The 15,576-nt window shown below is 57.4% G+C and carries 15 protein-coding genes; 8 read left to right on the forward strand and 7 right to left on the reverse strand.

The window, feature by feature from the left end:
- The first annotated feature begins 73 nt into the window (after positions 1 to 73).
- Positions 74 to 523: a c-type cytochrome gene (locus tag B347_RS0104360; protein WP_019408489.1), complete on the forward strand. Its 450-nt coding sequence runs from the start codon at positions 74 to 76 to the stop codon at positions 521 to 523.
- A gap of 161 nt (positions 524 to 684) precedes the next feature.
- Here the strand turns inward: B347_RS0104360 and B347_RS0104365 are convergent, their stop codons facing one another.
- The 4 genes from B347_RS0104365 to B347_RS0104380 all read right to left on the reverse strand — a co-directional run bounded on the left by B347_RS0104365 (position 685) and on the right by B347_RS0104380 (position 5,206).
- Positions 685 to 1,080 carry a DUF1090 domain-containing protein gene (locus tag B347_RS0104365; RefSeq protein ID WP_019408490.1) on the reverse strand — a complete coding sequence of 132 codons (396 nt, stop codon included), beginning with the start codon at positions 1,078 to 1,080 and terminating at the stop codon, positions 685 to 687.
- Between the two features lie 91 nt (positions 1,081 to 1,171).
- Positions 1,172 to 2,809: an NAD-dependent DNA ligase LigB gene (ligB, locus tag B347_RS0104370; protein ID WP_019408491.1), complete on the reverse strand. Its 1,638-nt coding sequence runs from the start codon at positions 2,807 to 2,809 to the stop codon at positions 1,172 to 1,174.
- A 191-nt stretch (positions 2,810 to 3,000) separates the two neighbouring features.
- A complete protein-coding gene (gene metK, locus B347_RS0104375; RefSeq protein WP_019408492.1) occupies positions 3,001 to 4,191 on the reverse strand; it encodes a methionine adenosyltransferase in 1,191 nt (396 codons plus the stop codon).
- A gap of 19 nt (positions 4,192 to 4,210) precedes the next feature.
- A complete protein-coding gene (locus B347_RS0104380) occupies positions 4,211 to 5,206 on the reverse strand; it encodes an ArsR/SmtB family transcription factor (protein ID WP_019408493.1) in 996 nt (331 codons plus the stop codon).
- Positions 5,207 to 5,467: 261 nt separating this feature from the next.
- Between B347_RS0104380 and tkt the strand changes: the two genes are divergently transcribed.
- The 5 genes from tkt to fba all read left to right on the forward strand — a co-directional run bounded on the left by tkt (position 5,468) and on the right by fba (position 11,383).
- A complete protein-coding gene (gene tkt / locus B347_RS0104385; RefSeq protein WP_019408494.1) occupies positions 5,468 to 7,465 on the forward strand; it encodes a transketolase in 1,998 nt (665 codons plus the stop codon).
- A 121-nt stretch (positions 7,466 to 7,586) separates the two neighbouring features.
- Positions 7,587 to 8,642, forward strand: coding sequence for an erythrose-4-phosphate dehydrogenase (gene epd / locus B347_RS0104390; RefSeq protein WP_019408495.1), 1,056 nt, complete (start codon positions 7,587 to 7,589; stop codon positions 8,640 to 8,642).
- A 26-nt stretch (positions 8,643 to 8,668) separates the two neighbouring features.
- A complete protein-coding gene (locus tag B347_RS0104395) occupies positions 8,669 to 9,832 on the forward strand; it encodes a phosphoglycerate kinase (RefSeq protein WP_019408496.1) in 1,164 nt (387 codons plus the stop codon).
- Positions 9,833 to 9,864: 32 nt separating this feature from the next.
- On the forward strand, positions 9,865 to 10,083 hold the full coding sequence (locus B347_RS0104400) for a hypothetical protein (protein ID WP_019408497.1): 219 nt from the start codon (positions 9,865 to 9,867) through the stop codon (positions 10,081 to 10,083).
- A 235-nt stretch (positions 10,084 to 10,318) separates the two neighbouring features.
- Positions 10,319 to 11,383: a class II fructose-bisphosphate aldolase gene (fba, locus tag B347_RS0104405; protein WP_016782491.1), complete on the forward strand. Its 1,065-nt coding sequence runs from the start codon at positions 10,319 to 10,321 to the stop codon at positions 11,381 to 11,383.
- Positions 11,384 to 11,471: 88 nt separating this feature from the next.
- On the opposite strand, the gene B347_RS0104410 is transcribed toward fba, so the two are convergent.
- Entirely contained in the window at positions 11,472 to 11,849 is a 378-nt protein-coding gene (locus B347_RS0104410; RefSeq protein WP_019408498.1) for a hypothetical protein, read from the reverse strand.
- A gap of 189 nt (positions 11,850 to 12,038) precedes the next feature.
- Between B347_RS0104410 and B347_RS0104415 the strand changes: the two genes are divergently transcribed.
- Together B347_RS0104415 and B347_RS0104420 are read left to right on the forward strand one after the other, a co-directional pair.
- Positions 12,039 to 12,533 carry a M48 family metallopeptidase gene (locus B347_RS0104415; RefSeq protein ID WP_019408499.1) on the forward strand — a complete coding sequence of 165 codons (495 nt, stop codon included), beginning with the start codon at positions 12,039 to 12,041 and terminating at the stop codon, positions 12,531 to 12,533.
- A gap of 33 nt (positions 12,534 to 12,566) precedes the next feature.
- The gene (locus B347_RS0104420; RefSeq protein ID WP_019408500.1) at positions 12,567 to 12,863 is read left to right on the forward strand and encodes a winged helix-turn-helix domain-containing protein; all 297 of its coding nucleotides are present in this window, start codon (positions 12,567 to 12,569) and stop codon (positions 12,861 to 12,863) included.
- A 6-nt stretch (positions 12,864 to 12,869) separates the two neighbouring features.
- Here B347_RS0104420 and B347_RS0104425 read toward each other — a convergent pair whose 3' ends face one another.
- Together B347_RS0104425 and yccS are read right to left on the reverse strand one after the other, a co-directional pair.
- Positions 12,870 to 13,322, reverse strand: coding sequence for a GNAT family N-acetyltransferase (locus tag B347_RS0104425; protein WP_019408501.1), 453 nt, complete (start codon positions 13,320 to 13,322; stop codon positions 12,870 to 12,872).
- Between the two features lie 74 nt (positions 13,323 to 13,396).
- A complete protein-coding gene (gene yccS, locus B347_RS0104430; protein WP_019408502.1) occupies positions 13,397 to 15,571 on the reverse strand; it encodes a YccS family putative transporter in 2,175 nt (724 codons plus the stop codon).
- Positions 15,572 to 15,576: the final 5 nt, after the last annotated feature.

The raw sequence follows: 15,576 nt of genomic DNA on the forward strand, positions 1-15,576 counted from the left end.
ATTTAATAGGGGTATTGGTCTTTACGCGTGACGCGAGGATACTGGCCGCCGTTTTCCGTGACGTGAAGCCACCATGACTGCTAAACACTGTTTCGTTATATTGCTGGCCTGCCTCACGCTCTCGGCGTGTGGCGGCATTGATCCCGACTCACCGCTGGGTCAGCGTAAAGTGATTTTCAAGCAAATGCTCAAGACCAGCGAAGAGCTGGGCGGCATGTTGCGGGGCCGGGTTCCGTTCGATGGCCCGCGCTTTGCTGAAGCCTCTATGCAACTGGATGCGTTGGCTCACGAGCCCTGGAGGCTTTTTCCTCAGGTCAAAGAGTCGGAACAAACCAGTGCCACTGATGCCGTTTGGCAAAAGCAGGCGCGTTTTCAGTCATTGGCGCGCGAGTTGGAAGCTGCTACGGGCGAGTTGGTGATCGCCAGTCAGGTTCAACCGTACAAAGCCCGCAACTTAACGCCAGCGGTGCAGAAAGTCGAAGACACGTGCAGCGCTTGCCACAAAGAATTCAGGAATCACTGAAGACGGCTAGAGTCAAAACCCCCTCACCCTAGCCCTCTCCCGGAGGGAAAGGGCACTGATCGAGTGGTTTTTGGATTCGGAACTCGACCCTCAGGCCGCTGAAAATCTACAGCATCCCCCAGTCAGCTCCCTCTCCTTGCGGGAGAGGGCGCTTTACCGGTTTATTTATCCAGTTGGTCCAGCGCTTCTTGCAGTTCTTTGCGTGACTCAGCGAGCTTAGTTTTGCGCTTGTCGATTTTTTCCGCATCGCCTTTCTTCATGGCTTTATCTAAGTCTGCCTGGCGTTTGCTCACTTCGTGCTTGGCTTCCAGCACCTTGTTTTCGCGCTCTTTCTTTAGGCCCGCATCGGTGCAGTTTGCATTCACTTCGCTTAGGGCTTTTTCTAGGCCTGCTACTTGGTCGCTGTTGCCGTGGGCACGCGCTTGTTCAAGTTGCAGAGTGATGGCTTGCTTCTTGGCTGCGCAGCCCGTCAGTTCTGGGGCTTGATCAGCGGCCATCAAAGGGGCGGCCAGCAGGCCACACACAGTAAACATGACGAGTGGTGAAAAACGTTTCATAAAAGGCTCCGTGACTAAAAGGTGACAATAAACACAATTGGAAAAAACCGATGCGCAGCATACGCCTCGTATAAAGGTGCGGGTGCGGTCTCTAATCGAAACCGGCAATCCCGGCAGCCCGTAATTCTTCACTTAACGCCTGTACATTAGGTTCACGAAAAAACGCGCTCAGTTGCGCGGCACGTCGGGCGCCGATGCCTGAGTGTGCCTGCCAGGCCTGCTCGTCGCGTGCGACCAGCGCCTGCCATGACTGCCCCAGCGGGGCATCACCCGTGGGCGGCAGCCCGAGGGCTTTGACCCAACGTTCAAACGGTTGTTGCCGCGCACTGTGTAAGCTTGCGAGCAAACGCTCGCTGCTGCGCTCACCGAAGCCAGCAATGTTAGCAAGCTGAGCGCTGTCCAGGGTTAACCAATCAAGCAGGTGGGTGACGCGCCCTGCATTAACCAGCGTTTTCCAGGTGCCAGGCCCGATGAATGGCAGCGCCAGCCCTTGTTTACCGCTGAGCCAATTAAGGCGTGCCAAAAACTGGCTTTCGCATTCCGGTGCCGCCTGCCAGCAGCTTAGAGCATGAAAGTTATGGGGGTTGGGTGTTTTGACTTCAATGCGCTCGCTGGCGCGCAACGCCACGCTGTCCAGCCGTGGAATAGTCATGCCCGCTAGGCTGATGGCCACAAGATCTCCGGGGCGTATATCCAGGCTTTGCCAACGCTGCAACGAACCTGCGCTGATGCGTTTGATGGTGCGGTCGTCTAGACGAACCGGGGTCAGTTCTAGCATGGGCGTGATGCGCCCGGTACGGCCAATGTTGAACGTCACTTTGCGCACTTCACTCAATGCTTGGGCATGTGGGTATTTCCACGCGGCTGCCCAGTTGGGTGGCTTGGCCTGCCAGCGCTCTGCCGCCGGGCGCTGGTTTTGACGCAATACCACGCCGTCACTGGCGAAGGGCAATGGACTGTTATACCAATGCTCGCGCCAGTACCGGGCGTGATCTAGGTGTTCGATAGGGTGGCTGTAGGTGTGGCTGTCGGTGAATCCCAGCGCGCTCAATTGCGCTATACGTTCGGCTTGCGCTGGCGGGCCTTGGGGCCAGTCCCATACAAATAGCCCGATACCTTGGCCTTGTTCTGGGCTCAATTGATGACGTGCCATCAACCCGGCCACGGTGCTACGCGCATTGACGCTGCCTGCCTTGGCTTGAATGTGGCCGGGCAAACGCCAATACAGTTCGCCTTGCAGCAACTTGTCCACAGGCTGTGACAGTTGTTGAGGGATGGCCTTGATGGCCCGCGCCGAGCGGGTCCAGTCTTGTCCCTTTTGCCCGTCGCCTCGGCTGATGACGCGCTGCAATTTGCCCTGTTTATAGATCAGCGTGACCGCCACGCCATCGACCTTAGGCTGAATCCACAGGTCCTTGCGCCCCTTAATCCACTCGTCAACCGCAGGCTCATCCGCCAGTTTGGTCAAGCCTGTTTGGGCCACGGGGTGCGAGATGGGGCCGCTTGCGGTCTGTAGCGGGTTGTCTGCGCCAAGGCATTGTTCTAGACGGCTGCGTGACTGATCGTAAACCCCGTCGCTAACCAGTGACACTCCGAGGCGGTGGTAACTGTCGTCCCAGACCTTGAGTTGCTGGCGCAGTGCGTAAGCGTCGGTGCAGGTGTTGGCGAGTGAGTTGAAACTGATAATGGCGAGCAAAAGCCCACTGAAAAGACGGAGTGTGGCCAGCATCATGAGCGTCCTTGCCCGGAGTGAACGCTTAAGGCTAGTGGAAGGTTGCCAGCGCGCACGGCCAGAGGATTACTGGGTATTTCGTTCTTACACAGCCCCTGTAGGCGCAATCGAGCGTCGAACGACTGCTCCTACAAAAGCCAGCCACAAAAAAGCCCCGGACAGTAACCTGTCCGGGGCTTCTGGCTTACTTACAAACCGGCGGCAGAGCGCAGTTCTTCAGCGCGGTCGGTACGCTCCCACGTGAACGTGGTGAAGGTATCGTCGCCAACCGTTTTGGTCTGCGGGGTCCGGCCGAAGTGACCGTATGCAGCAGTTTCCTGGTACATCGGGTGCAGCAGATCAAGCATTTTGGTGATGGCGTATGGACGCAGGTCAAACACCTCACGCACCAATTTGATGATCTTGTCGTCGGAGATTTTGCCAGTGCCGAAGGTGTTCAACGAAATCGAAGTCGGTTGAGCGACGCCGATTGCGTAGGAAACCTGGATCTCGCAACGCTCAGCCAGGCCGGCAGCCACGATGTTCTTGGCCACGTAACGACCGGCGTAAGCTGCCGAACGGTCAACCTTGGATGGGTCTTTACCCGAGAACGCGCCGCCGCCGTGACGGGCCATGCCGCCGTAGGTGTCAACGATGATCTTGCGGCCGGTCAGACCGCAGTCGCCAACCGGGCCACCGATGATGAACTGGCCAGTCGGGTTGATGTGGAACTGGGTGTCTTTGTGCAGCAGATTGGCAGGCAGTACGTGCTTGACGATCAGCTCCATTACGCCTTCGCGCAGGTCTTTGTTCGACACTTCCGGGTTGTGCTGGGTCGACAACACGATGGCGTCGATGGCCACTACCTTGCCGTCTTCATAACGGCAAGTCACTTGCGACTTGGCGTCTGGACGCAGCCAAGGCAGCAGGCCGGATTTACGGGCTTCAGCCTGACGCTGCACCAGTTGGTGCGAGAACGTGATCGGGGCTGGCATCAGCACGTCAGTTTCGTTGCTGGCGTAGCCGAACATCAGGCCTTGGTCGCCGGCGCCCTGATCTTCAGGTTTTGCACGGTCAACACCTTGGTTGATGTCTGGGGACTGCTTGCCAATGATGTTCATCACGCCGCAGGTCGCACCGTCGAAGCCGACGTCGGAGCTGGTGTAACCAATATCGGTGATCACGTCGCGAACGATCTGTTCCAGATCAACCCAAGCCGAAGTGGTCACTTCGCCCGCGATGATTGCTACGCCGGTTTTCACCAGAGTTTCGCAGGCCACACGGGCGTGCTTGTCTTCAGCAATGATGGCGTCCAGCACCGCATCAGAAATCTGGTCGGCGATTTTGTCCGGATGCCCTTCAGACACGGACTCGGAGGTGAAAAGGGAGTATTCGCTCATCTCGACGGTTTCCTAATATTTACCGATGGTGAGTGTCGCCAGCCGGCCGCTGAAAGTGGCGTACCTGAATCTGGAAACCATTACGTAAGCCTATATAGAGGCTTTCCCCGGGAACGAGTCCCGCAGCGGTGGCCCAATGGGCCAGATCATCTTGTTCAAAACCAAGCCACAGATCACCGCAAGCCTCTCGGGCCCACGCCTGATTATGGCTACACAACTCTGTTACCAACAGGCTACCGCCAGGTTGCAGTAAGGTGGCCAGTTGCCTGAGTGCTTCAGCCGGTGCCGCGAAATGGTGCAAGACCATGTTCACTACCACGCAATCGGCCTGAATCTGCGTATCGTGCAGCGCGTCGGCCAGCAGCAGGCTGACGTTGTTCAGTAACTCGCGTTCACAGAGCTGGCGGGCCAGCTCAAGCATCACCGAGCTGTTGTCCAGTGCCGTGACCTGTTGGAAGCGGCGGGCCAGGTCGGGCAAGAAACTGCCATCGCCGGGGCCAACTTCCAGGGCCGTGGCCGCTGGGCTAAAGCTCTGTTTGTCGAGCAGCGCCAAGACGCTATCCCGATACTGTGGCAAGCCAGCGATCAAATCCTGTTGAGCGCGAAATTTCTCGGCAATACGCGAGAAAAAGTCCTGACTGGCCGCTGCTCGGTGTCCATGTACGGCACTGATGCGCGCTTGCACGTCGGCGGGCAAGGTCAGATTGTCGACCTCTTCCAGCAACGCAGCATGCAACTTGCCGCCCAGCAGTTCGGTGTGGGGCAAGGCCCGACGATAAAAAATGGCATTGCCTTCACGACGCGTCGCCACCAGTTGCGCTTGGGACAACACCTTGAGGTGATGGCTCATGCCTGACTGGCCGGTTGCGAAGATGTGCGTCAGTTCCAGCACGCCAAATGAATCGTTGGCCAACGCGCGCAGCACATTGAGTCGCAGCGGGTCGCCTCCAGCCTTGCACAGGGCGGAGAGCTCGTCGCAATCGTCATGGCGGATAGAAGGCACGCGTAAGTTCATGGGGCCGCAGTCTAGTTACCCGCCTCACGCCCCGCAAGTTCAATATCAAAACTTTTTGATATTGATTAGTAACCGGCACGTTTGTCGGAGCATCTGTGCTGATTAACGAAATGAAATGTCCGATCTTCAACAGGTTGAACGGTTAAGCGCAGGAAAAACGCTTCAAGCGACTATCTGTCATTGCCCCGAGGGCAGTGCGTGAGGGAAAATGCTCGCCTTTTTTCCGTTTCGATTTAATTTTCAATACCCAGGAGAACAGCGATGCCCAGCCGTCGTGAGCGTGCCAACGCCATTCGTGCACTCAGCATGGATGCCGTGCAAAAAGCCAACAGCGGCCATCCAGGTGCCCCTATGGGTATGGCGGATATCGCCGAAGTACTGTGGCGCGATTATCTGAAGCACAACCCGAGCAACCCGTCGTTCGCTGACCGTGACCGCTTTGTGCTGTCCAACGGCCACGGTTCGATGTTGATCTACTCGTTGCTGCACCTGACCGGCTATGACCTGTCGATCGACGACCTGAAAAACTTCCGCCAACTGCACAGCCGTACCCCGGGGCACCCGGAGTTCGGTTACACGCCGGGCGTTGAAACCACCACAGGTCCTTTGGGGCAGGGCTTGGCTAACGCCGTGGGCTTTGCCTTGGCTGAAAAAGTCATGGGCGCGCAGTTCAACCGTCCTGGCCACAACGTTGTCGATCATCACACCTACGTGTTCTTGGGTGATGGCTGCATGATGGAAGGCATTTCCCACGAAGTTGGCTCGTTGGCCGGCACCTTGGGTCTGAACAAACTGATCGCGTTCTACGACGACAACGGCATCTCGATTGATGGCGAAGTTGAGGGCTGGTTCACCGACGACACGCCAAAGCGTTTCGAAGCCTACAACTGGCAAGTGATCCGCAACGTTAACGGTCACGATCCAGAAGAAATCAAAATCGCGATCGAAACGGCTCGCAAAAGCGACCAGCCAACGCTGATCTGCTGCAAAACCACCATTGGTTTTGGTTCGCCGAACAAGCAAGGTAAAGAAGAAAGTCACGGTGCTCCATTGGGCGCGGACGAAATCGCCCTGACCCGTAAGGCGCTGGACTGGAACTACGGCCCATTTGAAATCCCGGCTGATATCTACGCCGAGTGGGATGCTAAACAAGCCGGTGCCGCGGTTGAGTCCGAGTGGGACAAGCGCTTTGCGGCCTACGCTGCCGAGTTCCCAGAACTGGCGAGCGAATTGACCCGTCGCCTGAGCGGCAAACTACCCGCTGACTTCGATGCCAAGGCAAACGCCTACATTGCTGAAGTCGCTGCTAAAGGCGAAACCATCGCTAGCCGTAAAGCTAGCCAAAACGCCCTGAGCGCCTTTGGTCCGCTGCTGCCAGAACTGTTGGGCGGCTCGGCTGACCTGGCTGGTTCCAACCTGACCATTTGGAAAGGCTGCAAAAGCATCACCGGCGAAGACGCCAGCGGCAACTACGTGCACTACGGTGTACGTGAGTTCGGCATGAGCGCCATCATGAACGGTGTGGTTCTGCACGGCGGCCTAGTGCCTTACGGCGCAACCTTCCTGATGTTCATGGAATACGCCCGCAACGCCATCCGCATGTCGGCCCTGATGAAGCAGCGCGTGATCTATGTGTTCACCCACGACTCCATCGGTCTGGGCGAAGACGGCCCGACGCACCAGCCGGTTGAGCAACTGACCAGCCTGCGGACCACGCCGAACTTGGACACTTGGCGCCCAGCCGACGCAGTGGAATCCGCGGTGGCGTGGAAGTTCGCCCTGGAGCGCAACGACGGCCCGTCCGCGTTGATCTTCTCGCGTCAGAACCTGACACACCAAACCCGTGATGCTGGCCAGATTGCCGACATCAACCGTGGTGGCTACGTGCTCAAGGACTGCGCAGGCGAGCCTGAGCTGATCCTGATCTCTGCCGGTTCCGAAGTCGGTCTGGCTGTTCAGGCCTACGACAAACTGACCGAGCAAGGCCGCAAGGTGCGTGTTGTTTCGATGCCATGCACCAGCGTGTATGAAGCTCAAGATGCAGGCTACAAGCAGTCGGTTCTGCCGCTGCAAGTGAGCGCGCGTATTGCCATCGAAGCCTCCCACGCAGACTACTGGTACAAGTACGTGGGCCTGGAAGGTCGCGTCATCGGCATGACCACCTACGGCGAGTCGGCGCCTGCGCCAGCCTTGTTCGAAGAGTTCGGTTTCACTCTGGAAAACATCCTAGGTCAGGCTGAAGAGTTGCTGGAAGACTAAGCAATCCCCCCGTAGGAGCTGCCGAGGTACGAAGGCTGCGATCTTTTAAAAATCAAAAGATCGCAGCCTGCGGCAGCTCCTACGGGGGATCGTTGTGTTTACACCCTGATAAGAGAACCCCATGCCTCAACCGCGTCCTTACAAAGTTGCACTCAACGGCTACGGCCGGATTGGTCGTTGCGTCTTGCGTGCGTTGTTTGAGCGAGGGGCAGATGCTGGGTTCGAAATCGTTGCACTGAATGATTTGGCCGACATGGCCAGTCTCGAATATTTGACGCGCTTCGACTCCACCCATGGCCGGTTTCCCGGCGACATACGGATCGAAGGCGACTGCCTGCATATCAATGGCGACTGCGTGAAAGTGTTCCGCAGTGCCACCCCCGAAGGTATCGACTGGGCTGCGCTGGGCGTTGACCTGGTGCTGGAGTGCTCTGGCGTCTATCACACCCGTGCCGACGCTCAGCGTTTCCTTGATGCCGGTGCGCCTCGCGTACTGTTTTCGCAGCCTATGGCCAGCGAAGCCGATGTCGATGCGACCATCGTTTATGGCGTTAACCAAGACAGCCTGACCGGCGACGAGCGTCTGGTGTCCAACGCGTCCTGTACCACCAACTGCGGCGTGCCGCTGTTGCGTTTGCTGGATGAAGCATTTGGCCTTGAGTACGTGTCGATCACCACGATTCACTCGGCGATGAACGATCAGCCGGTGATTGACGCTTATCACCACGAAGACCTGCGTCGTACACGCTCGGCGTTCCAGTCGGTGATTCCGGTGTCTACCGGCCTGGCCAAAGGCATTGAACGTTTATTGCCGGAACTCGCTGGCCGGATTCAAGCCAAAGCCGTGCGAGTGCCGACGCTTAATGTGTCATGCCTCGATATTACGTTGGTCACGGCGCGCGACACCGACGCCGTGGAAGTGAACCGCGTGCTGCACAAGGCGGCGACGAGCGGCCCACTTAAAGGCTTGCTGGCCTATACCGAATTGCCGCACGCCAGTTGTGATTTCAACCATGACCCGCATTCGGCCATTGTCGATGCCAGTCAGACACGCGTTTCCGGCCCACGGCTGGTGAACCTGCTGGCTTGGTTCGACAACGAATGGGGTTTTGCCAATCGAATGATCGATGTGGCAGAGCACTATTTACACGTAACCCACCCCAAAACCGCTCTCTAACTTTAGACACTCAGGAACTGCGACCCATGACCGTGTTAAAGATGACCGACCTCGATCTGCAAGGTAAACGCGTGCTGATCCGCGAAGACCTCAACGTCCCAGTCAAGGACGGTGTCGTCACCAGCGATGCGCGCATCCTTGCTTCGCTGCCGACCATCAAGCTGGCGCTGGAAAAAGGCGCAGCGGTTATGGTCTGCTCGCACTTGGGGCGTCCGACTGAAGGCGAATTCTCGGCTGAAAACAGCCTGAAGCCAGTGGCCGACTATTTGAGCAAAGCCTTGGGCCGCGAAGTGCCGCTGGTCAGCGACTACCTGAACGGTGTCGACGTTAAAGCGGGCGACATCGTGTTGTTCGAAAACGTGCGCTTTAACAAAGGCGAGAAGAAAAACGCCGACGAACTGGCCAAGCAATACGCCGCCCTGTGCGACGTGTTTGTGATGGACGCGTTTGGTACTGCTCACCGCGCAGAGGGCTCCACCCACGGCGTCGCCAAATTCGCTAAGGTTGCTGCGGCAGGTCCATTGCTGGCGGCGGAGTTGCAAGCGCTGGGCAAAGCCCTGGGCGCCCCGGCTAAGCCAATGGCGGCCATTGTTGCCGGCTCCAAGGTGTCGACCAAACTCGAAGTGCTGAACAGCCTGAGCCAGATCTGCGACCTGCTGATCGTGGGCGGCGGCATTGCCAATACCTTCCTGGCGGCTGCCGGTCACCCGGTCGGCAAATCGCTGTACGAACCCGACCTGCTAGAAACGGCTCGCGCTATCGCCGCCAAGGTCAACGTTCCGTTGCCGACTGACGTGGTGGTGGCCAAGGAATTCGCAGAGTCGGCCGCTGCTACCGTCAAATTGATCGACGATGTGGCCGCTGATGACATGATCTTGGACATCGGTCCACAAACGGCTGCGCACTTTGCCGAACTGTTGAAATCATCCAAGACTATTCTGTGGAACGGCCCAGTCGGCGTGTTTGAGTTCGACCAGTTCGGTAACGGCACCAAAGTACTGGCCCAGGCTATTGCTGACAGTGAGGCGTTCTCGATTGCAGGCGGTGGTGACACATTGGCCGCCATCGACAAGTACGGTATTGCTGATCAAATTTCCTATATCTCGACTGGCGGTGGTGCATTTCTAGAGTTCGTTGAAGGCAAAGTACTGCCTGCTGTAGAAATTCTAGAAAGCCGCGCTAAAGACTGAAAATGACTCAGGCCCTGAAAGGAAGCATGGACATGGTCAAGTTGTTACCGCTGTTAATGATCGCGGGCTTTTTGGCCGGTTGCTCCGGTTCCTCCAAGCCATCGGCAGAAGCCGCAACTCCTGAAGAGAGTGGCTGTTACCAGGCAGATTGGCAGGCGCAAAGCGTGCCGCTGGTTAATAAACGCTCAGGGCCTGAGGCGCTGGAAAAGTACGAAACGCCTCACGCTTCAAAAGAGCGTGGATGCCCTTAGCGTCCGCAACATCTGTAGGAGCGAGCTTGCCTCGCGATCTTTTGATTTTTTTAAGAGATCGCGAGGCAAGCTCGCTCCTACAGACGGCGTGAAGCTATAGCTGGAGCTGTAACGTTTCAGCCGCATCGAATTCGCAGAATCGGGATAAACCCCCGATCTGCAATAACTTGAATAGCAGCCGCCGCTACGGCAGGCTTGCACGATTAACGACCCTCGTCCGGGAGAGACACGCACAATGGCACTTATCAGCATGCGCCAGATGTTGGACCACGCCGCCGAATTCGGCTACGGCGTTCCAGCTTTCAACGTCAACAACCTTGAGCAGATGCGCGCCATTATGGAAGCCGCTGACAAGACTGACTCCCCGGTGATCGTTCAGGCCTCGGCCGGCGCACGCAAATACGCGGGTGCGCCTTTCTTGCGTCACCTGATTTTGGCGGCAATCGAAGAGTTCCCACATATCCCGGTGTGCATGCACCAGGACCACGGCACCAGCCCTGACGTGTGTCAGCGCTCGATCCAACTGGGCTTCAGCTCGGTCATGATGGACGGCTCGCTGGGCGAAGACGGCAAAACCCCAACCGACTACGACTACAACGTTCGTGTTACACAGCAAACCGTTGCCTTGGCGCACGCTTGCGGTGTGTCGGTAGAAGGTGAGTTGGGCTGCTTGGGTTCGCTTGAAACCGGTATGGCTGGCGAAGAAGACGGCATTGGCGCAGAAGGCGTTCTGGATCACAGCCAAATGCTGACTGACCCCGAAGAAGCGGCTGACTTCGTGAAGCGCACTCAAGTGGATGCCCTGGCCATTGCCATCGGTACTTCCCACGGCGCTTACAAGTTCACCAAGCCACCTACTGGCGACGTGCTGGCGATTGACCGCATCAAAGAAATCCACAAGCGCATCCCTAACACTCACCTGGTGATGCACGGTTCGTCTTCGGTGCCACAAGAGTGGTTGGCGATCATCAACGAATACGGAGGCGACATCAAAGAAACCTACGGTGTGCCAGTAGAAGAAATCGTTGAAGGCATCAAGCACGGCGTGCGCAAGGTCAACATCGACACCGACCTGCGTCTGGCATCCACTGGCGCAATGCGTCGCCTGATGGCCACCAACCCAAGCGAGTTTGACCCGCGTAAATTCTTCGGCGCCACTGTGACGGCCATGCGTGACGTGTGTATCGCACGTTACGAAGCGTTCGGCACCGCCGGTAACGCTTCGAAGATCAAGCCGATCTCCCTCGAAGCCATGTACCAGCGTTACCTGAAAGGTGAGCTGAACGCCAAGGTCAACTAAGTCAGGAAGACAGCTTCAAGTTGTTAGCGGCAAGCGGCAAGTTAAGACGCGACTCTTTGCTTGCAGCTTGCAGCTTGCAGCTTGCAGCTTAAGCCTGCGGATCGACCCCATTGCCTCTGAGCAATGCTTCTATCAGTGCACGGGACATTTCGACCGAGTGCACCAGCGACCACACCAACCCGCGTTCTATGCCACTGGCCAGTTCGGTTATTTCATCCGACACCTCTTCAGCGCTCTTGAGCATGACCCAGATGTGCAGCAAGGCGTCTGTTGCGCGTACATCGGCTAACACGGCAAATGGCGCCTGCGGGCTGATGATCTGTGCTTGAGTAGGCTTAAGCGAATCGAGGGCCACAGGCGAGTCTTGCTGCAAGCGATCAAGAATGTTCCGTGTGGCTTCATCGTGCTGATGATCATCGCGTTTGATGCGCTTTGCTTTGGGACCGTCGGGCGTCGTCTTTTTCATGTCTCTTCCACGGGGATCATCGGCGACTGGTGAAGATAGCCCCGCCACTTTCCATGCCGCAAGCAACGCTTACGGGTGTCATGCTTTCTCGGAAGCGTCTGCCTATTGGCAGCGTAAAAGTCTGACACGGTAGCCATAAGAGCTGAATTCGCTACACTGGCGCACTTTTACGCTGCGCGTTGGCGACTCATGACTGTTCTCAAATACCTTCAGGCATACCCCCAGACTTTGCAGGACCAAGTGCGCCAACTGATTGAGCGCGACCAGTTGGGCGCCTACCTGAGTGAGCGTTATCCACAGCGCCATGCGGTGCAAAGTGACAAGGCTTTGTACGTTTATGCGCAAGAAATCAAACAAGAGCACCTGCGCAATGCGCCGTCTTTTGACAAGGTACTGTTTGATAACCGGCTCGACCTGACCCATCGTGCGCTCGGGTTGCACACCACCATTTCGCGGGTGCAGGGTGGCAAGCTCAAGGCCAAGAAAGAGTTGCGCGTGGCCTCGCTGTTCAAGGACGCTGCACCTGAGTTTTTGAAGATGATTGTGGTGCACGAGCTGGCACATCTCAAAGAGTCCGACCACAACAAAGCGTTCTACAAATTGTGCGAACACATGTTGCCGGGTTATCACCAGTTGGAGTTTGACCTGCGGGTGTACCTGACGTGGCGAGATGCCCGCACTTAACCGTAGGGGCGTACTACTTAAAGGGAGTTCTGAATGGAAGTCAGTAAAACCAAAAGCAGTTTTTACCGGCGTTTGTACGTGGCTTGGTTGATTGACAGTCAGGCCGCCAGTAATGTGCCCGCGCTGACTGAGGTCACCGGCATGCCGCGCAGGACGGCCCAAGACACCATCGCCGCCTTGGCGGATCTGGACATTGTGTGTGAGTTTGAGCAACAAGACGGCGGCCGTAATCATGCCGGGCGCTATCAGATTCACAGTTGGGGGCCGATCGATAAAGCCTGGGTTGGCCAGCACCTGACGCAAATCAAACAAGTGCTGGGCTACCCTTAAGCCGCTTTAGCCCCGGCGCATGCCGATGTGCGGGATGTCATCTTCAAGGTACGTTTCGCCCTCGGCGCTAAACCCGTGTTGCTCATAAAACGGCTGCAAATGCGCCTGTGCAGACATGAACACCGGTTGGTCCGGCCAGTATTCTTCGATGTGTTTCAGGGCCACTTCAATCAGTCTGTGCCCAAGTTTCTGCCCGCGACCCGCTGGGGCAATGATAACGCGGCCAATCACCACGTCACCGCCCTGAGACTCGGGGTCCAACAGGCGCGCATACGCCACCAGTTTGTCGTTTTGCCAGCCCATGACGTGCAGCGTATCGCCTGACAGGTCCTGCCCATCGACGTCTTGATAAGCGCATTTCTGCTCGACGACGAAGACCTCCGAGCGCAGCTCCAAAATGGCGTAGAGCTGTTCTTTGCCCAGATCGTTATGGTGTTTGCACAGCCAATCAGTGGTCACGGTGTTGTCCTTGTTATCAAAACGATAACCCGATAGTAGGCGTGAAGCTCAGTCACGCCAAGTTGCGACACGGGCTACGGCGCTTTGACCAAATGCGCAGCCAAGGTGCGCAGTGGACCCAGTTGGCGGCAAATCAGCGCCAATTGGGTTTGCACCAGCCGCTGGTTCTCATCGATGTCATCTGGCATTTGTTCCAGCTCGTTGGCCAGCGTCTCTTCCTCATCACTCTGTACGGCCACCGGGAGTTTGGCGGCCAGGCCTTGGGCGATCAGGTCGATGCTGTCAGCGATGCGCTGCCCCGCGCCTTCGATCAGGTGTTCGCGCATTTCACTCGGCAACTCGGTATCGCGGTGTGCACCCAGGCCCGACAAATAGCTGAGCAAGGTGTGTGACAGCACCAGAAAGCGGAAGCCCATGTCGGCGTCCTTACGGAAGTGCCCCGGCTCCATCAGCATGTTGGCTAGTGTGGTCGATAACGCAGCGTCGGCGTTGTGGGCGTTACGTCGCGCCAGACGATACGCCAAGTTGTCGCTTTTGCCCTGCGCATATTGCTGCATGATCTGGCGCAGGTACTGGCTGTTACAACTCAAGGTGTTGGCCAGCGCCTGATTGAGCCGTCGACCCTGCCAGTCCGGCAAGAACAAGAACACCGCTGCGGCCGCAATCACGCTGCCCACCAAGGTATCGAACAGCCGTGGCAGGAACAGCCCGTAACTGTCGCCCACCTGATTGAAGCAGAACAGAATCATCAACGTGATCGCCGCCGTGCTCAGGGTGTAGCGCGTGGTTCGGTTGATAAAGAACACCACCCCGGCGACCACCGCAAACATCGATTGCACCAGTGGGTTAGGGAACAGATCAAACAGCGCCCAGCCCACGGCTAAGCCAATGGCGGTACCTATGATCCGCTGGCTGAACTTGCGTCGCGTCGCGCCATAACTCGGCTGGCACACGAACAACGTCGTAAGGATGATCCAGTAACCTTGGCTTGGGTGAATCCAGTGCACCATCCCAAAACCGATGCTCAGTGCCAACGGCAAGCGCAGGGCGTGGCGGAAGATCAGCGATGTTGGCGTCAGGTGCTGGCGCAAGCGCGACCATACATCCTTGAGGTTACGGGGCGAACGGTCCAGCAGGCTGCTGTCGGTCGCGTCTGCCAGGGTGTCGGGGTTGCCGGCATCACTTAACAAGCGGTCCAGTGTGCCGAGGTTGGCCGCTAGGGCTCGCAATGAACGCAACAGCCCGCGCCAGGCCGGGTTGCTCTGGATGCGCAAGTGTTCGAGGGAGGCGTGCAGGTCGCCCAGCGCCTCGGCAAAGCTGTCGTCATAGACAAACGGCTGGCGCAGCTTGATCGAGTCTGAGAGGCGCTGGCAGGCCACGCCTTGCTGGCGCAGCAGGCGTTGGCAGCGGAACATTACGTCACTGTGGAAAAAGGCATCGGCCAGCGCGTTGTACGGGTAGTGCGATGAGCTGGCACGTTCGTGGATGTCTTGCGCGAGGAAGTACAGCTTGAGGTAGCGACTGATTTTTGAGCCCGGCCGTGAATTGCCGACCCGGTGCAAAATGATTTCTTTGGCAGTGTTCAGCGCGGCCACGACGCGGCCGTTTTGTCGGGCCAGTTCCAGTCGACCGGCTTCTACATCGAGATTGCGAATGGGTTCAAACAGCGCCGACTTGAGCTTGAGGTAGAGGCCAAGCTCCCAGAACAACCGCGACAGACTTTGTTGCACCGGCTGATTGGAAAACAGTGCCTGCCACAGCACCGAGAGCAATCCGTACCACGCAGCGCCTGCCACCAACAGCAAAGGTTCATGCCAGAAATCGGTCACTTCGCCGCCGCGTTGATCCACCCCGATCATCGTGTACACGGCCAGAATCAGCGTCGCAGAGGCAATTGCCCCGTAGCGCTCACCTAACGCCCCGAGCATGGTCAGGGCAAAACTGGCCAGTGCCAGGCCACATACCATGAGCCACGGGTAGGGGAATAACAATTCGACGGTGATAGCCGAGGCGGTGAAACACACCAGCGTCACCAGCAGGGCATTGAGGCGACCCTGCCAGCTGTCATCGGTTTCGGACAAGGCGCTGGCGATAATCCCCAAAAACAGTGGGATTAACAGCTTCATCTCATCTTGGTACCAGCAAAAAGCCATGCTGCCGGTCAGGGCAATGAACACCCGAACGCTGTAACTGAACTTGTCCCGCGCCCATAAGCGGCGCAGTGAATGCCTGAAGCTTTTCGATGACATGAAGT

The sequence above is a fragment of the Pseudomonas psychrophila HA-4 genome, from assembly GCF_000282975.1.
In the GTDB taxonomy this organism is placed as follows: domain Bacteria; phylum Pseudomonadota; class Gammaproteobacteria; order Pseudomonadales; family Pseudomonadaceae; genus Aquipseudomonas; species Aquipseudomonas psychrophila_A.

Coding starts and splice junctions, on each gene's coding strand:
- ligB (WP_019408491.1), bottom strand. CDS start 2,809: ATGCTGGCCACACTCCGTCTTTTCAGTGGGCTTTTGCTCGCCATTATC.
- B347_RS0104410 (WP_019408498.1), bottom strand. CDS start 11,849: ATGAAAAAGACGACGCCCGACGGTCCCAAAGCAAAGCGCATCAAACGC.
- B347_RS0104420 (WP_019408500.1), top strand. CDS start 12,567: ATGGAAGTCAGTAAAACCAAAAGCAGTTTTTACCGGCGTTTGTACGTG.
- B347_RS0104380 (WP_019408493.1), bottom strand. CDS start 5,206: ATGAACTTACGCGTGCCTTCTATCCGCCATGACGATTGCGACGAGCTC.
- metK (WP_019408492.1), bottom strand. CDS start 4,191: ATGAGCGAATACTCCCTTTTCACCTCCGAGTCCGTGTCTGAAGGGCAT.
- epd (WP_019408495.1), top strand. CDS start 7,587: ATGCCTCAACCGCGTCCTTACAAAGTTGCACTCAACGGCTACGGCCGG.
- B347_RS0104400 (WP_019408497.1), top strand. CDS start 9,865: ATGGTCAAGTTGTTACCGCTGTTAATGATCGCGGGCTTTTTGGCCGGT.
- fba (WP_016782491.1), top strand. CDS start 10,319: ATGGCACTTATCAGCATGCGCCAGATGTTGGACCACGCCGCCGAATTC.
- tkt (WP_019408494.1), top strand. CDS start 5,468: ATGCCCAGCCGTCGTGAGCGTGCCAACGCCATTCGTGCACTCAGCATG.
- yccS (WP_019408502.1), bottom strand. CDS start 15,571: ATGTCATCGAAAAGCTTCAGGCATTCACTGCGCCGCTTATGGGCGCGG.
- B347_RS0104360 (WP_019408489.1), top strand. CDS start 74: ATGACTGCTAAACACTGTTTCGTTATATTGCTGGCCTGCCTCACGCTC.
- B347_RS0104415 (WP_019408499.1), top strand. CDS start 12,039: ATGACTGTTCTCAAATACCTTCAGGCATACCCCCAGACTTTGCAGGAC.
- B347_RS0104395 (WP_019408496.1), top strand. CDS start 8,669: ATGACCGTGTTAAAGATGACCGACCTCGATCTGCAAGGTAAACGCGTG.
- B347_RS0104365 (WP_019408490.1), bottom strand. CDS start 1,080: ATGAAACGTTTTTCACCACTCGTCATGTTTACTGTGTGTGGCCTGCTG.